This window comes from Prochlorococcus marinus CUG1416, from assembly GCF_017695965.1.
Lineage (GTDB): Bacteria > Cyanobacteriota > Cyanobacteriia > PCC-6307 > Cyanobiaceae > Prochlorococcus_A.
Genome location: NZ_JAAORM010000002.1, coordinates 392,171 through 418,635, shown reverse-complemented (window position 1 = coordinate 418,635; position 26,465 = coordinate 392,171). Strand labels below are relative to the sequence as shown.

32 protein-coding genes, 1 other RNA gene and 1 pseudogene are annotated in these 26,465 nt (G+C 30.5%); 17 read left to right on the top strand and 17 right to left on the bottom strand.

Annotated elements, in window-relative coordinates; all coding sequences use genetic code 11:
- The first annotated feature begins 500 nt into the window (after positions 1 to 500).
- The 3 genes from HA146_RS03610 (at position 501) to HA146_RS03600 (ending at position 1,239) form a co-directional block, all read left to right on the top strand.
- Positions 501 to 755: a chlorophyll a/b-binding protein gene (locus HA146_RS03610; protein WP_209108481.1), complete on the top strand. Its 255-nt coding sequence runs from the start codon at positions 501 to 503 to the stop codon at positions 753 to 755.
- Between the two features lie 97 nt (positions 756 to 852).
- Positions 853 to 1,050, top strand: a complete 198-nt coding sequence (locus HA146_RS03605; protein WP_209108480.1) for a hypothetical protein — start codon at positions 853 to 855, stop codon at positions 1,048 to 1,050.
- A gap of 6 nt (positions 1,051 to 1,056) precedes the next feature.
- Positions 1,057 to 1,239: a hypothetical protein gene (locus HA146_RS03600; protein WP_209108194.1), complete on the top strand. Its 183-nt coding sequence runs from the start codon at positions 1,057 to 1,059 to the stop codon at positions 1,237 to 1,239.
- Between the two features lie 730 nt (positions 1,240 to 1,969).
- Here the strand turns inward: HA146_RS03600 and HA146_RS03595 are convergent.
- On the bottom strand, positions 1,970 to 2,260 hold the full coding sequence (locus HA146_RS03595; protein ID WP_209108193.1) for a DUF1651 domain-containing protein: 291 nt from the start codon (positions 2,258 to 2,260) through the stop codon (positions 1,970 to 1,972).
- A 191-nt stretch (positions 2,261 to 2,451) separates the two neighbouring features.
- On the opposite strand from HA146_RS03595, the gene HA146_RS03590 reads away from it, so the two are divergent.
- The 4 genes from HA146_RS03590 (at position 2,452) to HA146_RS03575 (ending at position 4,004) form a co-directional block, all read left to right on the top strand.
- Positions 2,452 to 2,679, top strand: a complete 228-nt coding sequence (locus HA146_RS03590) for a hypothetical protein (RefSeq protein ID WP_209108192.1) — start codon at positions 2,452 to 2,454, stop codon at positions 2,677 to 2,679.
- 78 nt (positions 2,680 to 2,757) lie between these two features.
- Positions 2,758 to 3,015, top strand: coding sequence for a Notch domain-containing protein (locus tag HA146_RS03585; protein WP_209108191.1), 258 nt, complete (start codon positions 2,758 to 2,760; stop codon positions 3,013 to 3,015).
- Positions 3,016 to 3,047: 32 nt separating this feature from the next.
- Positions 3,048 to 3,254, top strand: a complete 207-nt coding sequence (locus HA146_RS03580) for a hypothetical protein (protein ID WP_209108190.1) — start codon at positions 3,048 to 3,050, stop codon at positions 3,252 to 3,254.
- Positions 3,255 to 4,004: an NAD-dependent DNA ligase gene (locus HA146_RS03575; RefSeq protein WP_209108189.1), complete on the top strand. Its 750-nt coding sequence runs from the start codon at positions 3,255 to 3,257 to the stop codon at positions 4,002 to 4,004.
- 136 nt (positions 4,005 to 4,140) lie between these two features.
- Here the strand turns inward: HA146_RS03575 and HA146_RS03570 are convergent, their stop codons facing one another.
- The 5 genes from HA146_RS03570 to HA146_RS03550 all read right to left on the bottom strand — a co-directional run bounded on the left by HA146_RS03570 (position 4,141) and on the right by HA146_RS03550 (position 6,275).
- The gene (locus tag HA146_RS03570; protein WP_209108491.1) at positions 4,141 to 4,308 is read right to left on the bottom strand and encodes a hypothetical protein; all 168 of its coding nucleotides are present in this window, start codon (positions 4,306 to 4,308) and stop codon (positions 4,141 to 4,143) included.
- Positions 4,283 to 4,423, bottom strand: coding sequence for a hypothetical protein (locus HA146_RS03565; protein WP_209108188.1), 141 nt, complete (start codon positions 4,421 to 4,423; stop codon positions 4,283 to 4,285). The genes HA146_RS03570 and HA146_RS03565 overlap by 26 nt, the downstream gene beginning before the upstream one ends.
- Entirely contained in the window at positions 4,420 to 4,719 is a 300-nt protein-coding gene (locus HA146_RS03560; RefSeq protein ID WP_209108479.1) for a DUF1651 domain-containing protein, read from the bottom strand. The genes HA146_RS03565 and HA146_RS03560 overlap by 4 nt, the downstream gene beginning before the upstream one ends.
- A gap of 163 nt (positions 4,720 to 4,882) precedes the next feature.
- Positions 4,883 to 5,067: non-coding RNA, 6S RNA (gene ssrS, locus HA146_RS03555), on the bottom strand.
- A gap of 17 nt (positions 5,068 to 5,084) precedes the next feature.
- Positions 5,085 to 6,275 (bottom strand): 5-(carboxyamino)imidazole ribonucleotide synthase, encoded by a 1,191-nt coding sequence (locus HA146_RS03550; RefSeq protein WP_209108187.1) that lies wholly within the window; start codon positions 6,273 to 6,275, stop codon positions 5,085 to 5,087.
- Between the two features lie 125 nt (positions 6,276 to 6,400).
- On the opposite strand from HA146_RS03550, the gene aroB reads away from it, so the two are divergent.
- Positions 6,401 to 7,492: a 3-dehydroquinate synthase gene (gene aroB / locus HA146_RS03545; protein WP_209108186.1), complete on the top strand. Its 1,092-nt coding sequence runs from the start codon at positions 6,401 to 6,403 to the stop codon at positions 7,490 to 7,492.
- Here the strand turns inward: aroB and HA146_RS03540 are convergent.
- Complete coding sequence (locus HA146_RS03540; protein WP_209108185.1) at positions 7,489 to 8,679, bottom strand: SAM-dependent methyltransferase; 1,191 nt, start codon at positions 8,677 to 8,679, stop codon at positions 7,489 to 7,491. The two genes, aroB and HA146_RS03540, sit on opposite strands and share 4 nt — an antisense overlap.
- A 31-nt stretch (positions 8,680 to 8,710) precedes the next feature.
- On the opposite strand from HA146_RS03540, the gene HA146_RS03535 reads away from it, so the two are divergent.
- Positions 8,711 to 9,508 (top strand): TPM domain-containing protein, encoded by a 798-nt coding sequence (locus HA146_RS03535; RefSeq protein WP_209108184.1) that lies wholly within the window; start codon positions 8,711 to 8,713, stop codon positions 9,506 to 9,508.
- Between the two features lie 23 nt (positions 9,509 to 9,531).
- Here HA146_RS03535 and HA146_RS03530 read toward each other — a convergent pair whose 3' ends face one another.
- Positions 9,532 to 10,305, bottom strand: a complete 774-nt coding sequence (locus tag HA146_RS03530; protein WP_245157410.1) for a TIGR04168 family protein — start codon at positions 10,303 to 10,305, stop codon at positions 9,532 to 9,534.
- Positions 10,306 to 10,414: 109 nt separating this feature from the next.
- Here HA146_RS03530 and nadA point away from each other — a divergent pair, with 109 nt between their 5' ends.
- The gene (gene nadA, locus HA146_RS03525) at positions 10,415 to 11,383 is read left to right on the top strand and encodes a quinolinate synthase NadA (protein WP_257469902.1); all 969 of its coding nucleotides are present in this window, start codon (positions 10,415 to 10,417) and stop codon (positions 11,381 to 11,383) included.
- Here nadA and HA146_RS03520 read toward each other — a convergent pair.
- From HA146_RS03520 to HA146_RS03510, 3 genes are all read right to left on the bottom strand, one after another.
- Complete coding sequence (locus HA146_RS03520; RefSeq protein WP_209108183.1) at positions 11,380 to 12,714, bottom strand: S41 family peptidase; 1,335 nt, start codon at positions 12,712 to 12,714, stop codon at positions 11,380 to 11,382. The genes nadA and HA146_RS03520 overlap by 4 nt on opposite strands.
- Positions 12,715 to 12,776: 62 nt before the next feature.
- The gene (ispG, locus tag HA146_RS03515; protein WP_209108182.1) at positions 12,777 to 13,994 is read right to left on the bottom strand and encodes a (E)-4-hydroxy-3-methylbut-2-enyl-diphosphate synthase; all 1,218 of its coding nucleotides are present in this window, start codon (positions 13,992 to 13,994) and stop codon (positions 12,777 to 12,779) included.
- Between the two features lie 34 nt (positions 13,995 to 14,028).
- Positions 14,029 to 14,532, bottom strand: coding sequence for a uracil-DNA glycosylase (locus tag HA146_RS03510; RefSeq protein ID WP_209108181.1), 504 nt, complete (start codon positions 14,530 to 14,532; stop codon positions 14,029 to 14,031).
- 161 nt (positions 14,533 to 14,693) lie between these two features.
- Here HA146_RS03510 and HA146_RS03505 point away from each other — a divergent pair, with 161 nt between their 5' ends.
- Genes HA146_RS03505 through HA146_RS03485 form a run of 5 tightly spaced genes read left to right on the top strand, consistent with a single transcriptional unit; the run spans position 14,694 to position 19,715 of the window.
- Positions 14,694 to 15,872, top strand: coding sequence for a pyridoxal phosphate-dependent aminotransferase (locus tag HA146_RS03505; protein WP_209108180.1), 1,179 nt, complete (start codon positions 14,694 to 14,696; stop codon positions 15,870 to 15,872).
- Positions 15,873 to 15,886: 14 nt separating this feature from the next.
- Positions 15,887 to 16,780: a putative selenate ABC transporter substrate-binding protein gene (locus HA146_RS03500; protein ID WP_209108179.1), complete on the top strand. Its 894-nt coding sequence runs from the start codon at positions 15,887 to 15,889 to the stop codon at positions 16,778 to 16,780.
- Entirely contained in the window at positions 16,777 to 17,514 is a 738-nt protein-coding gene (locus HA146_RS03495; protein ID WP_209108178.1) for an ATP-binding cassette domain-containing protein, read from the top strand. The genes HA146_RS03500 and HA146_RS03495 overlap by 4 nt, the downstream gene beginning before the upstream one ends.
- A gap of 4 nt (positions 17,515 to 17,518) precedes the next feature.
- Entirely contained in the window at positions 17,519 to 19,021 is a 1,503-nt protein-coding gene (locus tag HA146_RS03490; protein ID WP_245157408.1) for a PhnE/PtxC family ABC transporter permease, read from the top strand.
- A gap of 49 nt (positions 19,022 to 19,070) precedes the next feature.
- Complete coding sequence (locus HA146_RS03485; RefSeq protein ID WP_209108177.1) at positions 19,071 to 19,715, top strand: GDSL-type esterase/lipase family protein; 645 nt, start codon at positions 19,071 to 19,073, stop codon at positions 19,713 to 19,715.
- Between the two features lie 16 nt (positions 19,716 to 19,731).
- Here the strand turns inward: HA146_RS03485 and HA146_RS03480 are convergent, their stop codons facing one another.
- The 3 genes from HA146_RS03480 to HA146_RS03470 are packed head-to-tail and all read right to left on the bottom strand — an operon-like array spanning position 19,732 to position 21,708.
- On the bottom strand, positions 19,732 to 20,475 hold the full coding sequence (locus HA146_RS03480) for a DUF92 domain-containing protein (RefSeq protein ID WP_209108176.1): 744 nt from the start codon (positions 20,473 to 20,475) through the stop codon (positions 19,732 to 19,734).
- A gap of 6 nt (positions 20,476 to 20,481) precedes the next feature.
- The gene (locus tag HA146_RS03475) at positions 20,482 to 21,255 is read right to left on the bottom strand and encodes a 16S rRNA (uracil(1498)-N(3))-methyltransferase (RefSeq protein ID WP_209108175.1); all 774 of its coding nucleotides are present in this window, start codon (positions 21,253 to 21,255) and stop codon (positions 20,482 to 20,484) included.
- A 9-nt stretch (positions 21,256 to 21,264) separates the two neighbouring features.
- A complete protein-coding gene (locus HA146_RS03470) occupies positions 21,265 to 21,708 on the bottom strand; it encodes a DUF3531 family protein (RefSeq protein ID WP_209108174.1) in 444 nt (147 codons plus the stop codon).
- Positions 21,709 to 21,791: 83 nt separating this feature from the next.
- Here HA146_RS03470 and HA146_RS03465 point away from each other — a divergent pair.
- Together HA146_RS03465 and hslO are read left to right on the top strand one after the other, a co-directional pair.
- Positions 21,792 to 22,438 (top strand): annotated as a pseudogene (locus HA146_RS03465) (ABC transporter ATP-binding protein).
- Positions 22,428 to 23,330, top strand: coding sequence for an Hsp33 family molecular chaperone HslO (hslO, locus tag HA146_RS03460; RefSeq protein WP_209108172.1), 903 nt, complete (start codon positions 22,428 to 22,430; stop codon positions 23,328 to 23,330). Before HA146_RS03465 ends, hslO begins: the two are co-directional and overlap by 11 nt.
- On the opposite strand, the gene HA146_RS03455 is transcribed toward hslO, so the two are convergent.
- Genes HA146_RS03455 through HA146_RS03445 form a run of 3 tightly spaced genes read right to left on the bottom strand, consistent with a single transcriptional unit; the run spans position 23,331 to position 26,421 of the window.
- Complete coding sequence (locus HA146_RS03455) at positions 23,331 to 24,005, bottom strand: CPP1-like family protein (protein ID WP_209108171.1); 675 nt, start codon at positions 24,003 to 24,005, stop codon at positions 23,331 to 23,333. It lies immediately after the preceding gene.
- Between the two features lie 51 nt (positions 24,006 to 24,056).
- Entirely contained in the window at positions 24,057 to 25,694 is a 1,638-nt protein-coding gene (locus tag HA146_RS03450) for a peptide chain release factor 3 (protein WP_209108170.1), read from the bottom strand.
- Between the two features lie 31 nt (positions 25,695 to 25,725).
- A complete protein-coding gene (locus HA146_RS03445) occupies positions 25,726 to 26,421 on the bottom strand; it encodes a class I SAM-dependent methyltransferase (RefSeq protein WP_209108169.1) in 696 nt (231 codons plus the stop codon).
- Positions 26,422 to 26,465: the final 44 nt, after the last annotated feature.

Below are 26,465 nucleotides of genomic sequence, written 5' to 3'. Positions count from 1 at the left end.
TTATAATCTTTTATGGATTGAGAAATGATTGAAAAAATCTCTCTTGCAAACTCTCATTTACCTCAACTTATTGGGTTAGTACTTATGTCAATTGGTTATACATTAGGCAATAAGTTCTACCTTCCCGAAATTAAACAAAAATAATCATTTCTATTTATTAAAAATTATCTTAAATAAATTAAATTAAAAATTTACTCCTATTGAAAACTTTTCAATACCCACTTGATATAGAGAAATAAAACTTTAAAGCTGATTCGTTAATCCCATTAAGAGCACTACTTTGATATAACTGACACATATATGTAACATAAAAGTCTTTTTCAATTTTAAATCCAAAGAAAAAGTAAGATTTCATACTAATTTTTTTTAGATATGTTACATTCGTTAATAATTAATGATAAGTTTTCATCTGTCAATAAAGCAGATATTAGGAAATGTTTGATGCATACAAATGTCATTTTTTCTTTGGCTTACTAATTGATCACATATTAAATTTAAAAATGGATGCCCTTACTAGTTTTATAGTTGTTATTATCGCAATTACAATCCAATTCTCTTTATACGCGATTAAAAGGCTACAGGAGCCTCTAGAACCTAATTATTTGATATCTAAAAATTCAAAAAAAATTAAAAACTATATGGGTAAATATTGGAAAAATGCCGAAATAACAAATGGTAGATTAGCTATGATTGGTTTTTTAGTTTTAATAATAAACTACGGCTTGTTTGGCTGGATGATTCCGGGTTTTATTTAAGCTATTAATTTATTTAAGATTAAAAATAAATAAATCTCACGTACAAAACAAACTCTCTTTTTAAAAAATAATTTTTTATTATATGCAAAAACAGAAATTGAGTAATTCTGATTTTGATGAAAATGGATTAGATAGCTATGGAATACATTGGCTGCAATATGCTGCTTTTGCTGTCTCTGGTTTTGCTATATTTACTACCTGGGCATTTTTCTATGATGAAAGATTCCACAACTTTGTAATGAATATTCTTAGGGTTATTAACTGTAGTGGATTTAATTGTAATGGAGCTCTTTAAAATTCTATGACTATTCCAGATCAAAAAACAATATTTATTGATAATGCCTATGAGGAAATAAAAAACATATGTATAAATCTTCAAAAAGATACTGATGCTTCGAATTTAGAAGTTAAAAGTTTACTAAAACTACTTATGAAGGAATGGGAAGAAAAGGAAGAACAAAAAACTGGTTTTGGATTCAGGTAAAGTTACCCACTATAGAAGTGGCTGTGGCATCAAATTATTTCAATATAAATAGTTTTACACTTTAAAAAATTTAATATTTATAATTTCACTTTTTTTAGATTGAAATTAAAAAGGAATGAATCTCAAATAGAAAATTCATTCCAGATTTAGCATTAGTTTTATCTAGATTTAAATTTTATAATCTAACTCCTCTGGTGGACTATCAATCATTAGATCCCTCCGATTCAACAAGTTAAACTTACGTCCTACTTATAAAGAAAGTAAATCAGTAAAAATGCTGATTTATAATTTTCTAAAATGTTTGAATTAATGAAGCCAATTCTGGTGCATCCAACAAAAGAGCAAAAAAAGTTAGCACAACTAATAGAAATATGGAAAAGTAAAATTGAATCATAATTATTAAAATAATTAAAAAGATTTCTTGAGGTTGTATAAAATAATGCTTTATTTACATAATTAAATATCTCTACCTAGAAAAATTTAATTGAAGAATAATTACGAAGCTTCAGGAAAAAATATAGTCCTATTGTTTTGCCAATACTCTCAACCTTTAAGTAAATGATCACACTGTGATATACGTTTTTCGTATCTTGGGAAATCAAGACAGTAGCAAAAGTTTCTGTAGTGCTGTAGCGAAATTGATTGCAAGTAATACAAATCTTTGTACGTTTTCGTTTTAGGATTGATTGTTTTAGATATTCCCATTTTTACGGATTTACCTTAATCATGATTACTGGAATTTATTAGTAACAATTTGCCAACCTCCTGAAATTAATTCATTCCATGTTTCATAAGCACACTCAATAGAATGAAGCCTTGAATTTTTAAGCTGGGCTGGTTCACCTAATTCATTTGAATAAAAAAGGTGAGTGTATACTTTTAAGTTATTAGATACAGATTTCTTATAACTCTCAAAAAAAATCAAGAAACCACTTTTTTGGTTAAACAACCAGCCAGTTGGGGGGTCAATAAGGCTGCTACGATAAAAATAAGTCCGAACATTAGCGACTCCTGAAGTCATAGGGGTAATACGGTTGTACTATTAATATAAATGTACTACTCACCGACGTCAAGTATTCCGCCAAGCAATTATTTAATTAAAATAATTTCTTCCAGAAATAATTAGCCCTAAACTTCTTATTTGGTAAAAGAGGATACAATTAACTCCTTCAAAAGCTAAATATCATCAAATAGTAAATCCAAAAAAATAAAATGTATCGAAATCCCTTCTATTTAGGATGGAATAAAGGTTGGTCTTTTCTATTTTTCTTAGAAGGTGGCATTGCAAAAATTGAAGCAAAAGGTTTTGGTATATCGATTACATCAAAAGTGAAAAAAGGAGAATCACCCTCAGAAACTGCAGATAGATTAGTCTATAAAGAACAAAGGATTAGAAAATCAAGATATTATTCTTGGATTAGATCCATTAATGAAAAATAATAAATTAAGTAAACTTTCATTTATTAAAGTATTTTGTTGACAGTCAATTTAAAATAGAAGTTAGTAATTTTATTTATCGTGTCTAATAAATTTTATGAATGGTGGAAAAACCATAGAAAAGTTGTAACTTATGGAGCTTTTATAGTCTTATTTAGTTTTTATTTATCTCCTGTTGTCAAAGAAGCAGAATATAAAAACCAATGCATTAAGCACTCTACTAAGGGAGCATTAACTAAATTTAATAAAGACGATATAGGAGAAACCTTATTAAAAGAAACAGGTTTAAAAATTGACGAACTAGCGAAGATTGAAGGTTATAAGAATTGCATTAATTAAAAAGTTTGCAAAAATTACACTGAGTTTTTTAAATGATTAAGGGTGTTTTTAAACTAATCTTATTAATATTTTTAATTGGATTCTTGTCAATAAGCCCAAAAACAAGATACATGGTTGGCATATCTCTAAAACAAATTTCTTCGTTTCTTTTATGGACCGTTAAATATGAAGATAGAGCAAAATGGATTATAGATAAACCAAGTTGGATACCTAGCCAAAGACTTAATCCATCGTATTAAATGAAGACTTATTTAGAAGAACGAATTGAATGGTATGACTATAATTATAGAAATGGTAATGCATTAATTTCTGATAAGCAGTTCGACCAACTTGAAAAGAATTTATTGAGAATAAACCCTGATTGTGATTACTTTAAAAAGAAAAATAAACTAGTTTTACCTTCATTAGAAAGGGATTCAATAGATAAATTTTTGAAAGGATTATTAGCAGATACCAGATTAATAATTGAGCCTAAAATTGATGGTTGTGCTGTTGCTTTGCAATATAGGAATGGAACCTTGGAGAAAGCAATTTCAAGAAAAGGGACCGACGTAACAAGTAAACTTGTAAAACTTCAAGATATTCCCAATCATCTCCCTATTCGAGGAGTTCTTCAAGTTAGAGGTGAACTATATGCACCCAATCAAAACCCAAATATCTCCCAAAGAATCTCTTCCGGATTTCTCAGAGCTAAAGAAGGATTTCCTAAAAGTCTATCCTTTTGCGCATTTCAAATAATTAATTCAACACTTAACCAATATGAGTCCAAAAAGAGTCTATCTCAGCTAGGTTTCACGATCCCTCAGGATATTTCATGCAACTTTACGAGCCAAGTTCAAGTATTTAGAAACCAATGGCTAGAAGGGAAGCTTTTTAGGAAATATCCAACTGATGGGATAGTAGTAAAGATCAATTCAAGAAAATTACAATTAATAAGAGAAAAATCAAATTTAGATTACCCTTATTGGCAGATAGCAATAAAAAGTTAATGGAATTAATACACCAGATTTTTCCTACTTGGCATATTTACTTGGATATGTTTTTGATTGGCTTTGGAACTTACGGTTTTCTAAGAATTAAAAAAAAATAAAAACAAAATAAATAACTCATAAAAAAGTTTATAAATCATCCGTGCTCCTTAAGCATGGATTTAAGTTGTTCGCTATCTAATTGTTCGAGATAATTTCTAATTGCCAACCAAGATCTTCTACTTTCTAACTTTCCACTTTGTTTAAATAAATTTGCGGAAACTTGATCTATCAATTCTTTATGAGTCATATTTATATTCTTCATCAAGTTCAATGACAACACCATTAAAAAATTCTGCTAATAATTGTGATGGCTCTGGGACAGATAACTTTCTATCTAGTTTTGATAGTTTTTTTTTGATTGGATTTAAGTTAGTCATACTGATTCAGGTAATTCAAGTTCTTCAAAAGTCCAACCTTCTAATTGAAGGTCATGCCATTTATCCCAGGCATTATCCAAATACATTTGAGTTGATGATTTGATTGCCATTGGCTCACCAAAATGATTTGCATAATATGTATGAGCAAAAATTCTCATACTATTTCTTGGAGATTTTTCGTTCCTTTTAAATAAAATTAATCTTTTGCGGTCTGGGCTAAGCAACCAACCACTTGGGGACTCATTACGATAACCGTAAGAAAAATTAGTCCAAACATTAGCTCCTCCTAAAGTCATTACAAAGTAATACATGTGTACTATTACTATAAATACATTAGGAATGGATCGTCAAGTATTTTGGCAAACAAATTATTTGCACTCATAAAGAATTTAAACAGTCCCGCTAATCTCCAAAGAATAAAATACCTACCAAAAGCCTATTATAGAAAGCATTTTGATAGGTAATACCGGACCCCCGTCAGTTCTCTGCTGCATCGACCTGGAAATGCCAGAAGAGGATTCAAAGTGGGCTTTCGTTTCCGATTACAAGATCGGTTTACTACCGCATCACGACAGTCTCCTCATGTCGAAAGAGAGTCAGATCAGAGCACATAAAGAAGAACTTAACCAAAGATCCAGTATCTTAACTCTAACTTATTTTTTTATGCATTTGGAGATGGCCAAATGTCTCTTACCATAGTTAATAAAACTTGAGCTTCATCATATCTTTCTGAATGAGTTTCACCATTCAATAAAAATGTGATATGAGCCATTTTTCGTCCAAGAATTTCTCGAGATTTGCCATAACAATGAATATTAGAACCCTCAATTTCAGATAACATTTTAAATCTTTTTTCCATTGAAATTGGGAAATTATTTTTTAATCCGAGAAGATTTATCATAATTGCTCCCTCACAATTCATTTTAATTTCAGGTGGCATTATTCCAGAAGAAATACAAACATATTGATCAAACTGGCTTGAAGAACAAGCCTCAATAGAAAAATGAGCAGAGTTGTGAGTTCTTGGAGCTATTTCATTAATTAAAAGACCATTGTCTCCATAGAAGAACTCAATACCTAAAACTCCAACGTAATTAAGTTCATTTACTATTGAAGAGAAAATATTTATTGCAAATAAGTTTAAATCATATTCAGTTGCTGCTGGAGCAAGAACCCAATCACAAACATGGTTTGATTGGAATGTTTCAACAATTGGAAAGAATCTAATCTTACCAGTATGATCTCTTGAACCGACAAGAGCCAGTTCTTTTTCATAATCTATCCATTCTTCTATTAAGCAATCATCAGAATTATTCTCTTTTACAAAAGAATCTAAATCTTCTTTTGTCTTTATTTTTTTGTTCCCTTTACCGTCATATCCACCTTTATTTGATTTTGCCATTAAAGGGAAACTCCAATTATTGATTTCCTCATCCGAGAGATTTTTAAAATCTTCAATTCTTATCCATTTTGGACAGGGAATATTCATATTATCTATTAGTTTTTTTTGAGAAAACCTATCTACTAAAGGCTTAATTGCATCGAGGCTTGGGATGAATATATCATTATTATCAATTAAATTTAATTTATCAATTTTTATCCATTCATTTTCAAAAATTATAGCTTCACACTCATTAATTAATGATTTATTACCCCTTATCTTTAAAGGATCAGCTTCAATAACATAATCTGCTTTTGAAGCAGCAGGATCCTCACAAGATTTTGTTTGAACACATACTTCTAAATTTCTTTTTTTTGCTGCCTCAGTTAACATCAAAGCCAGTTGACCACCGCCAATTATTCCTAGAGAATAATTTTTCTTAATATTTTTTATATTTTTTTTTAAACTCATAGGCTGATTTTATTACGATTTCTAATTCTTAACAACTGATTTTTTAAGTATATAGAGCTTAGGTTTTGCTATTATAAGAAGTATTTAAAATTAAATATTTATAAATCCAAACTAGGTAATTAATTGTGAATAAGAGAAAAATATTAGTCCCATTAGGTGATAAGTCATACGAAGTAACTCTAGAAGCAGGAATACTAAATAATATCTGCGAAGAACTTTTAAAAATTGGAATAACAAAAAATAGAAAAATACTTGTGATTTCAAATGAAGAAATATCAAACTTATATGGAGAAAAATTCTTAAATAATTTAAAAGATAATAATTTTAAGGCCCAAATATGCCTTATCAAGGCCGGAGAATCTCATAAAAACTTGAAAACTTTAAGTGAAATATATGATGTTGCATTTGAATTTGGTTTAGATAGAAATTCAATAATCATTGCACTTGGAGGAGGAATTGTTGGAGATGTCAGTGGTTTTGCTGCGGCAACTTGGTTGAGAGGTATCGAATATATTCAGATTCCAACAACATTATTATCAATGGTTGATTCATCTGTCGGAGGGAAAACAGGGGTGAATCATCCTAAAGGCAAAAACTTAATTGGAGCTTTCAATCAACCTAAAGCTGTTTTTATTGATCCAGAAACTTTGAAAAGTTTGCCCAAAAGAGAATTTAGTGCCGGTATGGCCGAAGTAATAAAATACGGAGTCATAAGAGATAAAGAACTTTTCGAATACTTAGAAATTGAAAAGAACAAGAATGAACTTATAAATCTAAAAAATGAATATTTAATTAAAGTAATTAATAGTTCAATTAAAACTAAGTCTCATGTCGTTTCTCAGGACGAACATGAAAATGGTATTAGAGCAATATTGAATTATGGGCATTCTTTTGGTCACGTTATTGAAAATTTATGTGGATACGGCAAATTTCTACATGGTGAGGCGATATCAATTGGGATGAATATTGCGGGGAAAATAGCAATTGAGAAAGGGTTATGGTCTAGAGAACAATTAGAGAGACAGCAGAATCTTTTGGAGAGTTACAATCTACCTACCGAGATCCCCAACATAAATAAAGAAGACGTTATGACAATACTTATGGGTGACAAAAAAGTTCGTGATGGAAAAATGAGATTCATCTTACCGAAAGAAATAGGTGAGGTTGATATATATGATGACGTAGAGGATTCATTATTTTTAAAGTTTTTTTCTTAACGAAGGCAGGTTGAATTTATATTCATCTTCTTCTCCTTAAACTTTTTAAAAACAAACCACTTAAAATCACCAAGACAGACAGGATCAACCAGTCTCAATAATGTCTCTCTTCTTAAAAGAGCATTTGATAAATCCTCCTTAAACTCTTTCTGAATTCCATAAAGTCTCTCTGCTAAACCAAGTGCCAACAAAGCCTCTCCTTGTTTAGTTATTCCAACAGTATTAAATCCTAGATTCTCAGCATCATTAATTAAAGTTTCTACGCACACATGAGATGTTAAATCGCAATTCCCAGGAGAATCTAGAACATTATTTATCATTCTTTGATTTTTATAAGTAACCATCGTTCCATCAGAATTCCTAGAGGTATAGTATTTCTCAGCTTCTTTGGCGTAATCAATTATCAATAAGATACCATTATTGATTCTCCCATAAAGAGCTTTTAACCATTTTGAGTTGTCTACATGCCATTCTGTCGTCCATCCTTCAAGGGCATCTTTAGGCGGAATATTTATCCCCAGTTTACTTTTAGCAAGTTCGATACTTTTTCCTAATTCACTTGTAATTGGCATTTCATCAATAAATAATCTACTGGATATTTTGTCTATAGATACTGCTTGACGAAATAATTTTCCTTTTGAAAAGGTAATTCTCTCTACCGGCAAAGCATCTAAAACCTCATTTGCTATAACTATTCCATTGATATTATTTTCCTCTACTTCTTCCAAACCTTTCCATAAAATATCAATACCTAAGTTTAAAAAATTCTCCAATTTATTTTTTTGTTTTTCTACCATCCCTTTATTAGGTTCAATGATTATAAAAGAAACTCCTTTCAAAAAATTCTTGCCACTTCCTAATAAATATTTAATTAATCCACTCATAAAGCTTCCATCTCCAGCTCCAAATTCAATTACAGCTAATTTCTGATTAGATAAAAGAATACTTTTGAACTGAATCAACCAATCTTCTATTTGTTTACCCACTAAAAAAGCAAAATCATCTGATAATGAGGATGATGTAACAAAATCGCCTCGAACGCCTAACTTAGCTTTACCACTGCCATAGTAACCATTGATAGGATCATTTAAAACAAAATTCATATAGTCATAAAAACTTATAGCCCCACCCATTTTTATTATTTTTTTTACTATCCAATCAGGATTATTCGCGGGTAAGCTATTCATCGGCGAAAATATAAAGAGACAAAACTTATTTATGCCTTCAAAGATTAACTATTTATTGGGAATATTTCTATCTATATTAGTTTTAATTTCAAATAGACCCGTTTTCGCTATAAATAATCCAAATCTCTTACCAGAAGAAAAAACACCCGTAATTGATTTAGCTAAAACATTAAGCCCTATCCAGAAAAAATCTTTAGAGGATAAGCTCAACAATCTAGAAATTGAAAGTGGGTGGAAAATCAAATATTTATCTCAGTTTGAGAGTTCTCCTGGCAGCGCAATAAAGGACTATTGGGATTTAGATGAGACAAGTTTGTTAATAGTTGCAGATCCTAGAGGAGGAAATTTACTCAACTTTAACGTCGGAGAGGCTTATTTTAATTTTATGCCAAGGTTATTTTGGGTTGAACTTCAAACAAGATTTGGTAATCAATATTATGTGAAAGATCACGGTGAGGACGGTGCAGTATTAGATGCAATTAATTCAGTAAAGATTTGCCTTGAAAGAGGAGGGTGTCAAGTTGTCCCTGGCCTACCCAAAGAGCAATATATATGGACTTTATGTACTTCCATTCTTGGAGGTTTAGTAGCAGGTTTCGCATCTGCTCCAAGAAAAGAAGGTCAAGTCATATCAATTGGATTTTTAGCTCTTCTTTCCCCTTTATGGGGAATGTTATTTGGAATTTTTGGTTTAGCGCCGATAATATCCAGAACAAATGATTTATTACCTTTATTTAAAAATGGTTTAGCTTTTACAGCCGCAGGAATTGCGGGCTATATCTTATCTCAAACATTGTTTGCAAGATATAAAAAGCCCAAGAACACTTAAAATATGATCAAGAATATCTAATTCTAAAAAAATTTATCTTCTTCACAAATTTCACCAGACTCTGAATACCATCGATGAGAAACATTTATTAATTCCTTTTTTTTAAACTCAATCCATGAAAAGTTAATTAATAATTTTCCATCTTCATCAGTTTTATATCTTGGCACTACAGCAGTGTTGAAATAAATTGTTCCTTTGCTATCAATTTTAAACATCTCTCTTAAACCAAGATTTCTTTTAAGTCGATTGTGCATATGACCAAAAATTACAAGCTCAACTTTTCGTTTCTTTTGTATTTGAGAAATAGCCACAGACAAATCTCTATCTCCCCAATCTATAGAGGGTATTTTCCAGTCCTTCCCACAAATGCTTTTAGGTTCTGAGCCTAAACCAGAAGGGCCAGCATGAGACATAATTATTAAAGGGATCTCATCAATAGTCTCCTCTGAACATCTGATAATTTTATTTATTGAATCTTGTTCGGTGATAGGTCCATAAACGCCTTTAACTTCTTTTGAGAGATAATAACCACCTCCAGAACTACATGGTCTCGCAGAAAGTAAATTAATTTGATTATTAAAAACTTTTAAATCCCATGCACAATATTTTTCACCAAGAATACGTATCTGCTTTGAGAGAATTTCACCTGTAGAATCCTTACCTCTATCATGATTTCCTAAAATCACAAAAGTAGGAATTTTGATCTCATTGATTTTTTTTATTATTTTGACACTCCCATCAGAAATATCACCAACAAATAAAACCATATTTGGTTTAATAATCGATAAAACTTTCAAGTCTAATTCAGACCATTGACCATGACAGTCACCAACAATAGCAATTTTTAAATTTGTCAGAATTTTTTCTGTTTAAAGGCATATAATCTATTTAGAGATATTCTAAATCCTGACCAGTATAACTTCTACTGCAAAACAGAAATCCTTTCAAACTGAAGAGAATTTGATTTCTGAAATAAAGGAGCGTTGCAAAAAAGCTAATGCCATTATTCTTGCGCACTATTATCAATCTCCAGAGATTCAAGAAATTGCAGATTTTATTGGCGATTCATTAGATCTATCTAGGAAAGCTGCAAATAATGATGCAGATATAATAATTTTTTGCGGTGTCCACTTTATGGCCGAAACTGCAAAAATACTTAGCCCAAATAAAACAGTCCTATTACCAGATATTGACGCAGGATGCTCATTAGCAGACGATTGTCCCTCAGATAAATTTCAAAAATTTAGGGAAGAAAATCCAGATCACTATGTCGTAAGTTATATAAATTGTACTGCAGAAGTAAAAGCGCAAAGTGATCTGATTTGTACAAGCAGTAATGCAGTCTCATTAGTTAAAAAGATACCTGAAGATAAAAAGATAATATTTGCGCCAGATAAGAACCTTGGGAGATGGGTACAGAAAAATTCAGGAAGAGATCTTAAATTATGGCCTGGCAGCTGTATTGTTCATGAATCATTTAGTGAAGAAGCACTTCTAAAATTAAAATATCAGAATCCAGGATCAAAAGTCATTGCTCATCCTGAATGTAGTCAAAATTTACTAACTCTATCAGACTTTATTGGATCAACAAGTAAACTGCTTGATTTCGTAAGTAAAGATCCATCTAAAACATACATGGTATTAACTGAACCTGGAATAATCCATCAAATGAAGAAGAAAGAACCTAATAAAATCTTCATTGAAGTTCCAGATATAGAAGGTTGTAAATGTAACGAGTGTCCATATATGAAATTAAATACTTTAGAAAAAATTCTAGATTGTTTGAAAAACAATTCCCCGTCTATCGAACTTGACCCAGAAATAATAAGAAGAGCCTATGTGCCAATAAAGAGAATGCTAGATATGAGTAATTAATTTAAAGAAAATACTTTATCTTCCTTATTAATTTTTAGGAATGCATCAAGGTTTGTAGTGCTAGGCTTGAATTCACTTATCTGATTATTTCTATTAATTATATTTATCAGCTCTTTTTCACCAGCTCTATATTGTTTATCTTTTCTAGTTCCAATCTCTCTTTGAAGAATAGGGTTGATATTCATTTTTACTTCTATGTCAGGAATAATTCCAGATTTGTTTATGTCAGTGCCGTTCGGAGTTAAATACTTAGCGACTGTGACAGTTAACCCTGAACCATCAACTAATGTCCTCATAGATTGAACTAGACCTTTACCAAATGTTTTCTTCCCAACTAATTTTCCTCTTTTGTTATCTTTTATTGCCCCAGAAACTATTTCGCTAGCACTAGCAGAACCCTCATTAACTAAGACCACTAAGGGCTTTTTTGTTAGAGCTTGACCGTTTCCTCTTTTTGTTTCTTTTAAGCCATCTTTACTGAGTGTAATTACTATTACTCCATTGTTAATGAAGTGCCTTGAGATATCAATGCTTGATTCTAATAAACCTCCTGGATTACTTCTCAAGTCAAGAACATATCCTGCAACTTTTCTTGTTTCTAAATCTTTAATAGCATCTCTAGTCTCTTTTGATGCATTTGCATTAAATTGTTTAATTCTCACATAGCCAATTAATAAACCATTTTTGGATTGATTGACTTTACTTGATACAGATTTTATCTCAATCTTTTCTCTTGATAAAATCTTAAAAAAAGATTTAGAACCTCTAAGAATTTCAAGCTTTACTTTAGTACCTCTTTTTCCTCTTATTAATTTCACGGCCTCCTCTATATTCATGCCTTCAGTAGAAATATCATCTATAGATAATATTTTATCTTTAGCTTTAATTCCAGCATCAAATGCAGGGGTGTCCTCTATGGGAGAAATAATTATTAAATCATCAGATTCTTTATCTTTAACTATTTGGATACCAACTCCAGTTAATTCACCAGAGGTATCAATTCTCATTTGATTAAATTCCTTAGGTTCTAAAAATCTTGTATAAGAATCATCTAACTTAGAGAGCATATCTCTAATCGAATCATATGCTTCATTGCTGTCTGAATATGTTTTTGATAAAACTTCTTTTCTTAGATTAATCCAATTAGACTTTTGAAATTTACCGCTTGTATCAAGAAAATCTCTATATACAATTTGCCAAACATGATCAATTACTTCTTTATAACTATTATTTAAAACTGTTGCTTCTGCAAAATTATTTAAAAATATCCCAGAGAAGGTTGTCGCGAACAAAATTATGAATTTTTTTTTAAGCAATTTTCTTATCTTCAAAGAATTCGATATTTTTTATTATAAAAAGAATTTTTTTATAATTTCAGAAATTTGACAAATCCTTAAGGATCAATCCACTTCCCATCATCCTTAATAAGTTGGATTAAAGCATTAACCCCCTCATCTTCAGGTACTCTTTTTATCTCTTCTTTCCTTCTATATAAAGCAATAGTTCCTTTGCCTTTACCAACATAACCATAATCAGCGTCTGCCATTTCTCCAGGACCATTAACAATACATCCCATTATTGCTATATCTAGACCCGTCAAATGTGAAGTGGCATTCCTAACTTTGTCTACAACTTCTTCTAGATTGAAAAGTGTTCTTCCACAACTAGGGCAACTGATGTATTCAACCATTGTTTTTCTTAATCCTAAAGATTGCAAAATTGAATAGCAAACTGGTATTTCCTTCTCTGGGGCTTCTGTTAAAGAAACCCTGATGGTATCTCCTAATCCCTCTGCTAAAAGCGTTCCAATTCCAGCAGTACTTTTAATCCTTCCATAATCACCATCTCCAGCTTCAGTTACTCCTAAATGTAAGGGATAGTTATATCCTTCTGAGTCAAGCCTATCTGCGATCATTCTGTAAGCTGCCATCATGACCGGGGCCCTGGAAGCTTTCATAGAAATAATTATGTTATGAAAATCAAGCTCATCACAAATTTTGACAAACTCCATCGCAGATTCTGTCATTCCCAATGGAGTATCTCCATAAGTAAAAAGCATTCTCTCAGATAGAGACCCATGATTAACTCCAATCCTTAGAGCTTTATTTTCAGCCTTTAAAACTTCCACCAAAGGGGTAAATCTTTTAAGTATTGTTTGTTTAATAGTTTCAAATTCCTCATCTGTATATTCAGTTCTTGTAGGTTCTGATTTTTCGAATACAAACAGTCCAGGATTAATTCTCACTTTATCAACATGTTTTGCAACCTCCATTGCAATTTTCATACCATTATGGTGAACATCAGCTACCAAGGGAGTGTTGATATTATTTTCTAATAATTTTGCTTTTATATCTCCTACTGCTTTTGCATGTGCTAAAGAAGGAACGGTTAATCTTACTATTTCACAACCCACATCATGAAGTCTTTTGATAGCCAAGTAAGCATTTTCGACATCCATAGTATCTTCATTTATCATGGATTGAACTCTTACTGGATAATCACTTCCAATAGCTATATCACCAACCATTACTGTTCTAGTTATCCTCCTCTCAATATGAGTTGAATATCTTTTGGAGAGACTATTAACCTCTTTTGATTGAGTTAATGACATTAAAATTCTTGATATTCAAAAAGGATTGAATAAATTATAAGGCATATAGTTTACTACTCACATTCTCTAGGTCTTTTAAAGTCAGATGATAAGGTTTATTGATTTCTTTTGAAGGAAATCTCATTAAATAAGATGGATGAAAAATCACCATAATTTCTCTCCCATCTTTTTTAATCCATTGACCTCTTAAATTACTTATGGGATCTTTTACTTCTAAAATTGCTCTCATAGCAGTCGAACCAGTAAGTACTATAAATTTCGGATCAACAAGTTTTATTTGCTGTAATAACCAAGGTTTATGAATATTAATTTCTCTGGAAGTAGGTTTTCTATTATTTGGTGGACGACATTTAATTACATTACAAAAATAAACATCTTGCTCGTAATCAATCCTAGCTTTTTTCAACAATTCGTTTAATAAGTTGCCAGATTTGCCTACATAAGGTTTTCCCTCTAAGTCTTCCTGTGCTCCAGGTGCTTCACCAATTATTAATAAATCTGCAAATACACTTCCTCTTCCAATAACTAACCTTTTCACCGAAAATAAAATTTAAATATTTTTTATCTTAAGAAGTCAAAACATGAAAATAAAATAAATTAAGAAAATAAACTAAATTAAACCATTTTGTGATACTTTTACTTAATCTTAATTTATGCATTTGTCTTTATTAAAAGTCATATTTGAAAAGCTATAAATCAATGATTAAAGTAAATTTATCTAATCGGGCACTTTCTATTGAGCCTTCTCTTACACTGAAGATAAGCGCCAAAGCAAATCAATTAGCTACAGAGGGAGTAGATATTTGCAATTTAAGTGCTGGGGAACCTGATTTTAATGCCCCAAAAGAAGTTATTGAAGCCACAAGTAAAGCTATATTTGATGGATTTACAAAATACGGACCTGCAGCGGGGAATTTAGATCTCCGGAAAGCAATTGCGAATAAACTTCAAATTCAAAACAATTTAAATATTGAATTTGAAAATGTAATGGTCACAAATGGAGCTAAACAAGCAATATATAATCTTTTCCAGGTTTTTTTAAATGATGGAGACGAAGTTATAATACCTGCTCCATACTGGCTAAGTTATCCCCAGATGGTTAGGTTAGCTGGTGGAAAGCCAATCTTTACAAATTCTTCTGCTGAAGATGGATTTAAAATAGATTTAAAAGATTTGAAGTCTAAAATCTCCCCAAAAACTAAATTCTTAATTATTAATTCTCCTAATAACCCGACTGGGAGAGTAATGTCAAAGGAAGAGTTATTGCAAATTGCTGAAATAGCCAGAGAAAATCCAAATCTCAATATTCTTTCTGATGAGATTTACGAACTAATACTAAAAAAAGAATTTAATCACTACAGTTTATCTACATTAGCAAATGACTTAAAAGAGAGAATTTTCATAATAAATGGGTTTGCAAAAGGATGGGCTATGACTGGCTGGAGAATAGGTTATTTAGTAGGGGCCAAAGATGTGATCAAAGCATCCTCTGCATTACAAAGTCAAAGTACAAGTAATGTTTGTTCTTTTGTTCAAAAAGGTGCTTTGGAGGCTTTAAAAATAAATAATGAGTTTTTCTCAACGATTAATAGTCATTATGATCAAAGAAGAAGTCTTCTCTATGAGGGCCTTAAAAATATAAATGGGATTTATATTCAAGAACCTAATGGCGCATTTTACGCATTTCCAAGATTACCCGACTCCTCAATTACTTCTGTTGATTTTTGCAAAAAAGTTCTTCAAGATTATGGATTAGTTGTTGTACCTGGAAAAGCTTTTGGGGTTGATGAATGTATAAGAATTTCTTGTGCAGCCTCAGAAGTTAAAATTAAAGATGGGTTAAATAGGCTCCAAGAAGCAATTTCTGCTTATTATTGATTTCAACTAATAAAATGTTTAATTTAAAAAATTTACTACTAAGTTCATCTTTATTATTTTCTATTTTTTCATCACCCGTATTTTCAAATCCCAAAGTTTTAAAAGTTGGGGCAATACCTGATCAAAACCAAGATGTTTTGGACAAAAGATTTATTTTATTTTCAAAAGAATTATCCAAACAACTCGATGTAGAAGTTAAATACATTCCTGTTATTAATTATGTTGCGGCAGTCACTGGATTTAGAACTAAAGATTTAGATTTAGTTTGGTTTGGCGGTTTATCAGGAGTTCAAGCAAGATTACAAACTCCTAATTCAATTGTCATAGCTCAAAGAGATATCGATAAGGAATTTAAAAGTATTTTTATAGTAAACAAAAATTTAGAACTTAACTCAATTTCAAACATTAAAGGACTTAAAAAACTCAAGAATTTAAGATTTACTTTTGGCTCTGAAAACTCAACTTCTGGAAGATTAATGCCAGAATATTTCTTAAATCAAGCAGGGTTAGAAATCAAACACTTTAAAGGTAAAAAAGCAGGGTTTAGTGGAAGTCATGATGCCACAATAGCTTTAGTTAATAGTGGGGCATTTGATGCTGGAGCTTTAAATAAACAAGTTTGGGAAAACAATCTTAAAAACAATCCTAAAAGAACAAGTAATTTAGAATTATTTTGGATTACCCCAGAATATGTTGACTATCATTGGGTGGCTCAAGGGGATCTTGAAAATAGATTCGGGGAAGGGTTTACAAAAAAACTTAAATCAGTAATTCTAAATTTAGATATAAATCAAAAATCACATAAAAAGATATTAGATATGTTCAATGCAAAAAGATTTATTAAGGCAGAAGCAAAACAGTATAAAAATATAGAGGAAATCGGGAGGAAATTAAATAAAATTAGATGAATAATACTCTCTTAGAATTAAAAAATATATCTTATAAATACGAAAAAAATCTGATTCTAAATAAAGTAAATTTAAAAATCAATTCAGGGGAGAAAATTGCACTTTTAGGTAAAAGCGGTTCAGGAAAAACTACTCTTATATCAGTGCTTAATGGCACTATCAAGCCAACTCAAGGTGAGGTTAAATTATTCAATAAAAGTTTCGAGGAATTAGATAGAAAGCAAAAATGCAAGATAACAACTATTTGGCAAGATTTAAGATTAATAGAAGATCTCTCAGCAGAACAAAATGTTAATTGTGGACTCCTAGCGGAAAAAAATCTTTTTTTTGCTTTTAAAAATTTGCTAAATATAACTTCTTTTAAGAAGGCTCATAAATATATGCAATTATGTAGACTTCATAACTCTATTTTCGACAAGAAAATCAGAAAACTATCTGGGGGGCAAAAACAAAGGGTAGCTATAGCTAGATCATTAATTCAAAGATCAAATATATTATTTGCAGATGAGCCTTTTAATAATTTAGATCCCAAATTGATAACAAGAATTAAAAACCTACTGCTAGAAAATATTGATAAAAACAATTTAAAATCTCCAAAGACAACATTAGTTGCATTACATAGATTAGATTTACTGAACGATTTTGATAAAGTTATTGGAATAAGGGATGGTAAAATTCTTTTCAATATTAAAAGAACTAACTTAAAGAAGCTTCATTTAGACAAAATATATTAATTTGTTGAATAAATTAAAATTAAACTATATCTCATTATCTTTTCTTCCAATTTTGGTTTTCATACCTCTAGGGTATCAATTAATAACCCACGTACATTTTGGAGGATTTAATTTATTCCAAGAATTCTTAATTTCTGCATTTAATCCCAAGATCGATAATGAAATTATTATTACAGTAATTAATCGATTAAATGAAACTATCTTAATTGGTTTTTCTAGTTGGTTAGTAAGTATTATTTTTGGAGCAATTTTTGGAATATTATCCTCAAATATTTTTTATAAAATCTTTAATATTCCAAATTTTTTCTTCAGCATAATAAGGTTTTTTCTAACAATAATTAGATCAATTCATGAAGTAGTTTGGGGAATAATATTAATGCAAATATATGGCATAAATTTTTCAATAGGAATAATAGCTATATGTATTCCTTATATTGCTGTAAATTCAAAAGTCTTTGCTGAACAATTAGAAACTATTGACGACAAAAGTTTGGAATCTATCAACCAAATAAATGCGCCTAAATTTTCTTCTTTATTAACTTTAATATGGAATCCAGTAATAAATACATTTAGAAACTTTGGTTTATATCGATTAGAATGTTCAATAAGAAGTACGGTGATTTTAGGACTTTTTGGGATTGGAGGAATAGGCACTAGTATTTTTTTATCTTTCCAAACTTTGAATTTTAGAGAGTTATGGACTTATTTATGGTCCTTAGCAATTTTGATAATTCTTTCTGGATTAATATTTAAAAAAATAAAATTTAACCATACAAATAAAATCCTATCTATCTTTTTTATTGCAGTTTTTTTTATAACAATCTTACTTTCTTTTTCATATTTTCTTTATTTTGTTTTTAATAATAATTTTGAAAATTTTAATTCTGTTAGTGCTCTATTTAAATCAAGCTCATATTTAGGATTATTTGATTTATTAAAACTTATATTGGAAACAATAATTTTGAGTCTTTTATCGACAGGAATTGCAATTAGTTTACCTCCATTAGTAATAGGATTTTTTAACAACAATACTTCTAAAGTTCTTATAAAAATTTTTGCATTTTTATTTCGTTTAATACCTACACCTGTAATACTTCTAACTCTATTAACTTTTAATAATCCTTCTTTATCTTTAGCAGCTTTAACACTAGGTCTTCATAACGCTGGCATTACAAGCAAATTACTTTTTACAAACCTAGATAGCCAAGACAAGAGAAATTATATCGCAATGAAATCTTTAGGAATCTCAAAAAAGACTAGTTGGCTTTTAGGTTTATTTTCTCAACAAGCAAAAAGTTATTTAGCATATTGCGCTTATAGATCTGACATAATTATTAGAGAAACTGCAATTGTTGGAGTTATTGGAAGTGTTGGTCTTGGTTGGCAATTGCAAGAATCAATTAGTTCCTTCGCATGGCAAGAAGTTACTATAGTTTTGATGGCTTATAGCTCCATCGCAATATTAGGCGAATTAATTAATGGTAAAATCAAAAATAGTTTAACTTGATTTGTAAGAATATTTTGTTTAATCAAGTAATTATTTTTTTCCGGTTATAGTGATTAGTTTACCAAAACAGCTAGTTGTAATTGGAGATAGCTCAGTTTATGGATGGGGAGATAATGAAGGTGGTGGATGGTGCGAGAGGCTACGAAAAGATTGGTGCAATAACAACAATGGGCCAGTTATTTATCAACTTGGCGTTAGAGGAGATGGCATAGAAAAAGTTTCATCTAGATGGGAAAAAGAGTGGTCCTCTAGAGGTGAAACGAGAAGGAATAAACCTAAAGCAATCCTGCTAAATGTTGGTCTTAACGACACTGCAGCAATTGGTCAGAAAAACGGAAGACATCAATTAGATATAGATGGATTTGAATATGGATTTGAGAGACTAATTAATGAAATGAAATCTCAAACAAATGTCTTTGTAATTGGTCTGACACCTGTTGACGAAAGCAAAATGCCGTTCGCAGGATGTCTATGGTACTCAAATGATTTTTGTAATTCTTATGAAAGGAGAATGGAGGAAGTATGCCTCAATCAGAATGTCCCGTTTCTTCCTACTTTTAGAGAAATGTACTGTGATAAAAGGAGTAAAAATTGGATTAGCTATGATGGCATTCATTTAAATTCCGAAGGTCATTTCTGGATTTTTCAAAGACTTAAGAGCTGGGAGATTATTACAAAATGGAAGGAATCCTAAATCTTTCCAAATATTTTTAATTTAAAAAATATGAATATAAAATAAGAGCAAAGATTGCAAAAACAGAAGCAATACTTGTCTGAATAGCATTTACCATTTCATTACTTAATTTATATTTATTTTGAAATTTAGCACCAATAATACTTTCAGAAAGTGTTGCCAAAAATCCCGAGAATGCAACAATTATGAATTGGGATTTTGTAGAAATAATTGATAGTCTAAGCATTATATAAGTCATAAATATTGATCCTAAGACACTAGCTAATGTTCCTTCTAAACTTATTCCTCCTTCAGTTCCTCTCTCAACCTTTTTAAGTGAAGTAATTAAATATGTATCTTTCCCAAACCTTTTTCCAATTTCACTACCAAAAGTATCTGCCAACTTTGCAGCAAAACTTGCAGCAAAACCTATTTTAAACAAAAGTACGTTGGCAGAATTAAATTTGGTCATCATCGCAAGAAATAATCCTGTAGCTGCTGAGCCCCATACATTTTCAGGGCCTCTTCTACCCCCTCTTTTTTCGGCTATTCCTTGTTCTTTCTTAAATTTAAAACCTATTTTGGTAACTAGAGAGCCAAATAATAAATAAATTACAACTGACATCCATCCCTGCCAGGACAAACATCCCCACAAAATGGTTCCTAAAATACCAGCACTTATCCAACCCCCTTTTGTCATCAAAGGAATCTTGCAGAATATATAAATCAAAATAAAATTAATGCAAAAACCTATAAAAAATTGATTTGTAATTAAATCCATTTTTATCTAATTCCTTAATTTCAAATCATTTCTCCACTGGTTTAGGATTGATGATGCATTAATACTAGCTGTTGAAGTTCTTAAGATAGTGTCAGAAAGTTTAACAAAGGTATTATTATTTTTATAAAAAAAACCAATTTCTCTAGAAGACCAACCTCCTTCAGGACCAATTACATTCCAGAAAATACCCCCTTTATTATTTAAAAATTCTTGTTGCTTTTTTAACCATTGATTTAAGTCAGAAGAAGTATCTTCTCTAGTTATAGAAATTGAAACTCTTTCTTTATTATCTCTACTTTTTATCCACTCAATAATATCCATACCATTTAATATAGATGGTTTCCATAATCTTTCACTTTGCTCTACCGCTTCTTTGATAATTGAATTCCATCTCAAAAGTTTTCTTGTAAGATTTATATTTTTGTTTACTTGTCTTTCTGAAAATAATGGTTGTATAAAATCAATTCCTATTTCAGTACACATTTTCAAAATATCCTCAAAACCGCTTTTTGGTATAACAACAGCTATTCCCAATAAGTAAATTTCTTCTTCTTGAAATAAGTAAGGTTTTTGGAATTGACTAATGTTTAAACAATCATTTTTAACTTTTATAGCTTTCCATAATGAACCCTTCCCATTAGTTATAAATATTTCTTTACCTGTTTTTATCCTCATTACTTTATTTATGTAATGAGCTTCATCATTAGTAAGTTCTAAATTATTGTTTTTTATATTTAAAATTCTTTCATCTGAAATAATTAATCTTGTTAAATCTTCCATCTAAAATACTTAATCTTTAAAAACTAAATCTTCATGTTCCTTAATAGCCCAATTATTATTTTCACCACCAATAATTAACTCTTCAATTTCTACGTATTTATTAGATATCTCATTCAAAGAATTAATTAAGATATCTATTGAAATTGAATCTGAACCTCCAAAATCAACCCAAAATCTACCCCAAATGTTTTGATATTCCATCTCTCCAACATTATGCATTAACGCAGGGGAAGCTGAATCTTTTTGGTTGTTATCATATGACATCCAACTTAAATCAGAACCTTCTTCATGAGTTTGTAAATTCTCAGAGTTAAATCCACCTAAAGTTCCTATTGTGTACCAACTATCAAATAATTGATCTAAATATTTCTTTTCTGCTTCAGTGGGCATCTCAGAAAACTTTATCCAAATCCAACAGTTAAAAGGATCAACCTCTCTAAAAACAATATTCATATTGACTAATAGCTTTTTAGATCTATAGCTATTATAAGTAAGTTATTACCAGATTAAAATTCATACCTATAACTTAATTAATAATGCTTGATTTAAAAGAAATATCTTATCAACCTCAAACATCTGAGAGAAAAATAATAGACAATCTTAATTTAAAAGTTCATGAAAATGAAATCATCTTAATTTGTGGCGATAGTGGTTCCGGTAAAACAACCCTTCTTGAAATAATAAGCGGTTTAACAAATCCCCAAAAAGGAAAAATTACTTGGAAGAATAAAATCTTGTCCTCTAGACAAAGAAGATGGTTTTGTGGAGTAGTATTCCAATTTCCCGAAAGATACTTTTTAGGTACAACTATTGGGAAAGAATTAAAAATAGGCCATAAATCTTTAAGAGAAAAAAATATAGAAATAGTTTTAAATAAGGTCGGTCTAAAAAATTTAAACCTTACCCAACCACCAGAACAACTTAGTGGAGGACAACAAAGAAGATTAGCTGTAGCAGTTCAGCTACTTAGAAACCCCGCAATTCTTTTACTTGATGAACCAACTGCTGGATTAGATAGTTCAATGAGAAATGATGTGAAGAATTTAATTCTTGATCTAAAAAATAAAAACACAATTATTATTGTTACTCATGAACCTAACTTATTTGAGGGAATTCCGTCTAGAATGTTAATTCTGGAAAAAGGGAAAATCAAAAACTTTTGAAAGAAAATTATGAAGGATAGAATAGTTCGGGCTACTGCAGCAAATGGAGGAATAAGATTAGTTGCGGTCTTAACAACAGAGTCTTCTTTAGAAGCTAAAAAAAGGCACGATCTTTCTTATTTAACAACCTGTATCTTAGGAAGAGCATTTAGTGCTTCACTACTTTTAGCAAGTTCAATGAAAATAATGCATGGCAGAGTAACTTTGAGAGTTAGATCTGACGGACCTTTAAAGGGATTGCTAGTTGATGCAGGTAGAGATGGAAAAATCAGGGGTTATGTAGGGAATCCTAATTTAGAACTGGATCTAGTCAAAATAGATAATAATAAATATTCTTTTGATTTCACAAAAGCATTAGGTACAGGATATTTAAATGTTATTAGAGATAGTGGATTTGGTGAACCCTTTACAAGTACTGTTGAATTAGTAAATGGGAATATTGCTGAAGACTTAGCTTCATATTTATATCATTCAGAACAAACGCCTTCTGCTGTATTTATTGGAGAAAAAATTCAAAATAAAAGTGTTATTTGTACTGGTGGCTTATTAGCTCAAGTTTTACCTAAAAAAGACACTGACCCTTTACTAGTTTCACTACTTGAAGAAAGATGTAAAGAAATTAATTCTTTCAGCGAAGAACTATTTCAGTCAAGAGATAATCTTCTTTCGTTAATAAGAAATATATTCCCGGATATTGACGATAAATCAATATCAGAGAAAGCTCGTTCCCAAGAAGTTAGTTTTAAATGCAAGTGTTCCAAACAAAGAAGTTTAAATGCAATGAAAATGCTTGATAATAGTGAGTTGGAAGACATCCTCAATAAAGATGGTAAAGCAGAATTGGTTTGTGAATTTTGTAAGAATAAATATCTTATAAATTATGAAGAGATTAAATCGATGATAGAAAATTAATTATAAGAAAATTACCCCCAGCCATAAAATAACCATGGCTGGAATACTTTGAATTTTTTGTATTGATAAAGAATTGTTTGATATTTCCTGAATGAAAGAATTAGTTTCAAGTAATCCACCAAATATTAATCCAATTGAAAGAAAGGTAACACTCCATCCTAAAGAACCTATAAATCTTTGACCCGATTTAATTTGAGTATAGGTAAGAATTAATGTTGAGATAGAGAGCAAAAGTCTATTATTCGAATCTGGACTGATAAATAACAAAATTAAAAATAATAGTCCAACAGATATTTTTATTGAAAGGTTATTAAATGAGGGGGGAGTTATTTTTGGAAGACTGTACTGACTTGAGTTCTTAGGGTTATTATTTAAATTTTTTATCTTAGAAAGCAGTGGAAAATTATTATTGGTAAATTGATTAATTTGTTTTTCTTTTTTTGAAGCACTCACCGCTTCATAACTTACATTTCCTGATTGTCTCGCTTTCAAACTCCCCATAAGTAATTGATCGAAGGAAGATTCTATTTTTGCTTTTAGAATTAAATCTTCACCAGCCTCTTTAACTTTAATATCTCTAGCCTTCTGAATATCCTCAAAAGCAGCGCCTTCTTTTACACCTAAAATTTCATAAGGTGATTTTTCATTATTCTTTTTATTACTGTTTGAGTCCAACTTTTTTTACCAATACTAACAGATTAACCAATTTTATAATCCAATAAGGCTTTATAAAACAATTGGTTCAACTCCACTAACAACAGGAGCAACTTTGTTTAAAGTCAAGTGATTATTATCTTCAAAAAATTGGTTTAAATTCCACTCGTTTTTAAAAAGAATAACTGGTCTATTCCAACAATCTTTAACTATTTTACAATTGAAGACTCTGCCAAGTTTTTCAATAGCTTGCCATCCATCAGAAACCCATCTAGCCAATTGATATGGCATTGATTCAAGATTTGCATCTACACCATATTCACTTTTTAACCTATGAGTTACTACTTCCAACTGTAATTGACCAACAGCTGCGAGTATAGGGTCTCTTTTGCTCTCATCAAAGTCATAAAGGATCTGAACAGCACCTTCTTCACGAAGTTCATTCACACCCTTTCTAAAGTTTTTAAATGCTGAAGGATTTGGATTTCTTAGCCAGCTGAATATTTCAGGACTAAAGGATGGTATGCCTTCGTACTCCAGATGAGTACCAGTATAAAGAGTATCTCCAATAGAAAACATACCTGGATTATTCAAGCCAATAACATCTCCAGGATAGGCATCATCAACTACTTCTCTATCTTGCCCAAATATTTTTTGTGGCCTTGATAATCTAATTGTTTTCCCAGTTCTGGAATGTTTAACTGACATATCCTTTTCAAATTTCCCACTACAAACTCTTATAAAAGCGACCCTATCTCTATGCTTTGGATCCATGTTTGCTTGAAGCTTAAAAACGAACCCACTAAATTCATCGCTTGCAGGTTCAATATCCCCTTTATTACTATTTCTTGAAGTTGGTTTTTGAGCCATTTTTAGAAAACTATCTAAAAATGGTCTTACACCAAAATTAGTCATTGCAGATCCAAAGAAAACTGGGGTTAAAGAGCCATTAAAAACTTTTTCTTTTTCAAATTTCGATCCTGCCTCATCAAGAACCTCCAATTCCTCAAGTGAGTTTTCAAGCAAATCTCTCTCTACATATTTTGATAGTTCTTTATCTTCAAGACTTAATCTTTTCTCATTCGATTGTTTTCCTCTCACGGCCTTATCAAATAAAATCACCTCTCTCGAAAATCTATCAATAACTCCTCTAAATTCCTCGCCACTTCCAATTGGCCAGTTAATAGGTAAAGTATTTAATCCAAGTTCTGATTCAATTTCATCAAGTAAAGAAAATGGCTCTCTTCCTGGTCTATCCATTTTATTTATGAAAGTAAATATTGGTATTTTTCGCATCTTGCAAACTTCAAACAATTTTCTAGTTTGAGGTTCTAGTCCTTTAGCAGCATCTTCCAACATAACTGCATTATCAGCAGCAGCTAATGTTCTATAAGTATCTTCAGAGAAATCCTGGTGTCCTGGTGTATCTAATAGATTAATTACTGATCTTTGATATTCAAATTGCAATACAGTTGATGTAATTGAAATACCTCTTTGTTTCTCCAGTTCCATCCAGTCTGACGTAGCTTTTCTCTGATTACCTCTAGCCTTTACTGCTCCTGCCTGTTGAATGGCACCTCCATATAAAAGAAGCTTCTCAGTAAGAGTCGTTTTCCCAGCATCTGGATGTGAAATAATGGCAAAATTTCTTCTTTTATTTACCGCTTCCAGTATATCTTTATTATTTAAAATTTTTGTACCTAAGCTCATTTATCTAATATAAGGGCCTTCTACTTATTTCTTAAACATTACCATAGACTATTAAATATTTATCACCGTCTTCAAACACTTCTAAAGAAGATAGATCATTCTCTAAAGTGAAATTTCTTAACTCTTTAAAAGTATAAGAAGCTCTTAAAGATGCATAATAATCATTAGTCAAAATCTCATTATATTTAGTTGAACATTGTGCTTTAATTTCTAGAAAAGACTTTTCATCTAATGGCCTTTTTAAGTCCTTATGAAAATTTACAGTGATATTACTAGACAAACTTCTTATGGTTTTGAAGAAATCTTCAAGATGGGTAATGTGATGAATCAAACTGTTACTTACAAGTAACCTAATTTTTTTTTTAAGTAAAAAATTAGTTGATTTAATATCTTTAATGTCAGAACAAATGTAACGTAAATTTTTTAAATTTTTTTGATTATTAGAAATCTTTTTGTTATATTCTGCTCTCAAAATCATCTCTTTAGAGCCATCTATTCCAACTACTTCAGTATTAGGCCATTTTGTTGCTAACTTCTCAGAAATATTTCCTGGGCCGCATCCTAAATCAACTATTAAATCTTTTTTACTTAAAGAAATATTATTTCTCAAAAGATAATGATTAATTTGATTAATTAAATTAAATTCCCCTTCTGAAAAATCAGCTTCGTCATAAGAAATGACCTGCTCTTTTTTTTCCATCAATTCAGGTTCAGGGATTCTTTCCATATCCTTTATTAAACAAAGATTTCATATTAAACATAATTCTACAC

What these genes read in the sequence shown, in the direction of transcription:
- HA146_RS03610 (WP_209108481.1), top strand. Translation starts at nt 501, where the DNA reads ATGGATGCCCTTACTAGTTTTATAGTTGTTATTATCGCAATTACAATC.
- HA146_RS03600 (WP_209108194.1), top strand. Translation starts at nt 1,057, where the DNA reads ATGACTATTCCAGATCAAAAAACAATATTTATTGATAATGCCTATGAG.
- HA146_RS03595 (WP_209108193.1), bottom strand. Translation starts at nt 2,260, where the DNA reads ATGACTTCAGGAGTCGCTAATGTTCGGACTTATTTTTATCGTAGCAGC.
- HA146_RS03590 (WP_209108192.1), top strand. Translation starts at nt 2,452, where the DNA reads ATGTATCGAAATCCCTTCTATTTAGGATGGAATAAAGGTTGGTCTTTT.
- HA146_RS03580 (WP_209108190.1), top strand. Translation starts at nt 3,048, where the DNA reads ATGATTAAGGGTGTTTTTAAACTAATCTTATTAATATTTTTAATTGGA.
- HA146_RS03575 (WP_209108189.1), top strand. Translation starts at nt 3,255, where the DNA reads ATGAAGACTTATTTAGAAGAACGAATTGAATGGTATGACTATAATTAT.
- HA146_RS03570 (WP_209108491.1), bottom strand. Translation starts at nt 4,308, where the DNA reads ATGAAGAATATAAATATGACTCATAAAGAATTGATAGATCAAGTTTCC.
- HA146_RS03565 (WP_209108188.1), bottom strand. Translation starts at nt 4,423, where the DNA reads ATGACTAACTTAAATCCAATCAAAAAAAAACTATCAAAACTAGATAGA.
- HA146_RS03560 (WP_209108479.1), bottom strand. Translation starts at nt 4,719, where the DNA reads ATGACTTTAGGAGGAGCTAATGTTTGGACTAATTTTTCTTACGGTTAT.
- HA146_RS03550 (WP_209108187.1), bottom strand. Translation starts at nt 6,275, where the DNA reads ATGAGTTTAAAAAAAAATATAAAAAATATTAAGAAAAATTATTCTCTA.
- HA146_RS03540 (WP_209108185.1), bottom strand. Translation starts at nt 8,679, where the DNA reads ATGAATAGCTTACCCGCGAATAATCCTGATTGGATAGTAAAAAAAATA.
- HA146_RS03535 (WP_209108184.1), top strand. Translation starts at nt 8,711, where the DNA reads ATGCCTTCAAAGATTAACTATTTATTGGGAATATTTCTATCTATATTA.
- ispG (WP_209108182.1), bottom strand. Translation starts at nt 13,994, where the DNA reads ATGTCATTAACTCAATCAAAAGAGGTTAATAGTCTCTCCAAAAGATAT.
- HA146_RS03505 (WP_209108180.1), top strand. Translation starts at nt 14,694, where the DNA reads ATGATTAAAGTAAATTTATCTAATCGGGCACTTTCTATTGAGCCTTCT.
- HA146_RS03500 (WP_209108179.1), top strand. Translation starts at nt 15,887, where the DNA reads ATGTTTAATTTAAAAAATTTACTACTAAGTTCATCTTTATTATTTTCT.
- HA146_RS03495 (WP_209108178.1), top strand. Translation starts at nt 16,777, where the DNA reads ATGAATAATACTCTCTTAGAATTAAAAAATATATCTTATAAATACGAA.
- HA146_RS03480 (WP_209108176.1), bottom strand. Translation starts at nt 20,475, where the DNA reads ATGGATTTAATTACAAATCAATTTTTTATAGGTTTTTGCATTAATTTT.
- HA146_RS03475 (WP_209108175.1), bottom strand. Translation starts at nt 21,255, where the DNA reads ATGGAAGATTTAACAAGATTAATTATTTCAGATGAAAGAATTTTAAAT.
- HA146_RS03470 (WP_209108174.1), bottom strand. Translation starts at nt 21,708, where the DNA reads ATGAATATTGTTTTTAGAGAGGTTGATCCTTTTAACTGTTGGATTTGG.
- hslO (WP_209108172.1), top strand. Translation starts at nt 22,428, where the DNA reads ATGAAGGATAGAATAGTTCGGGCTACTGCAGCAAATGGAGGAATAAGA.
- HA146_RS03450 (WP_209108170.1), bottom strand. Translation starts at nt 25,694, where the DNA reads ATGAGCTTAGGTACAAAAATTTTAAATAATAAAGATATACTGGAAGCG.
- HA146_RS03445 (WP_209108169.1), bottom strand. Translation starts at nt 26,421, where the DNA reads ATGGAAAGAATCCCTGAACCTGAATTGATGGAAAAAAAAGAGCAGGTC.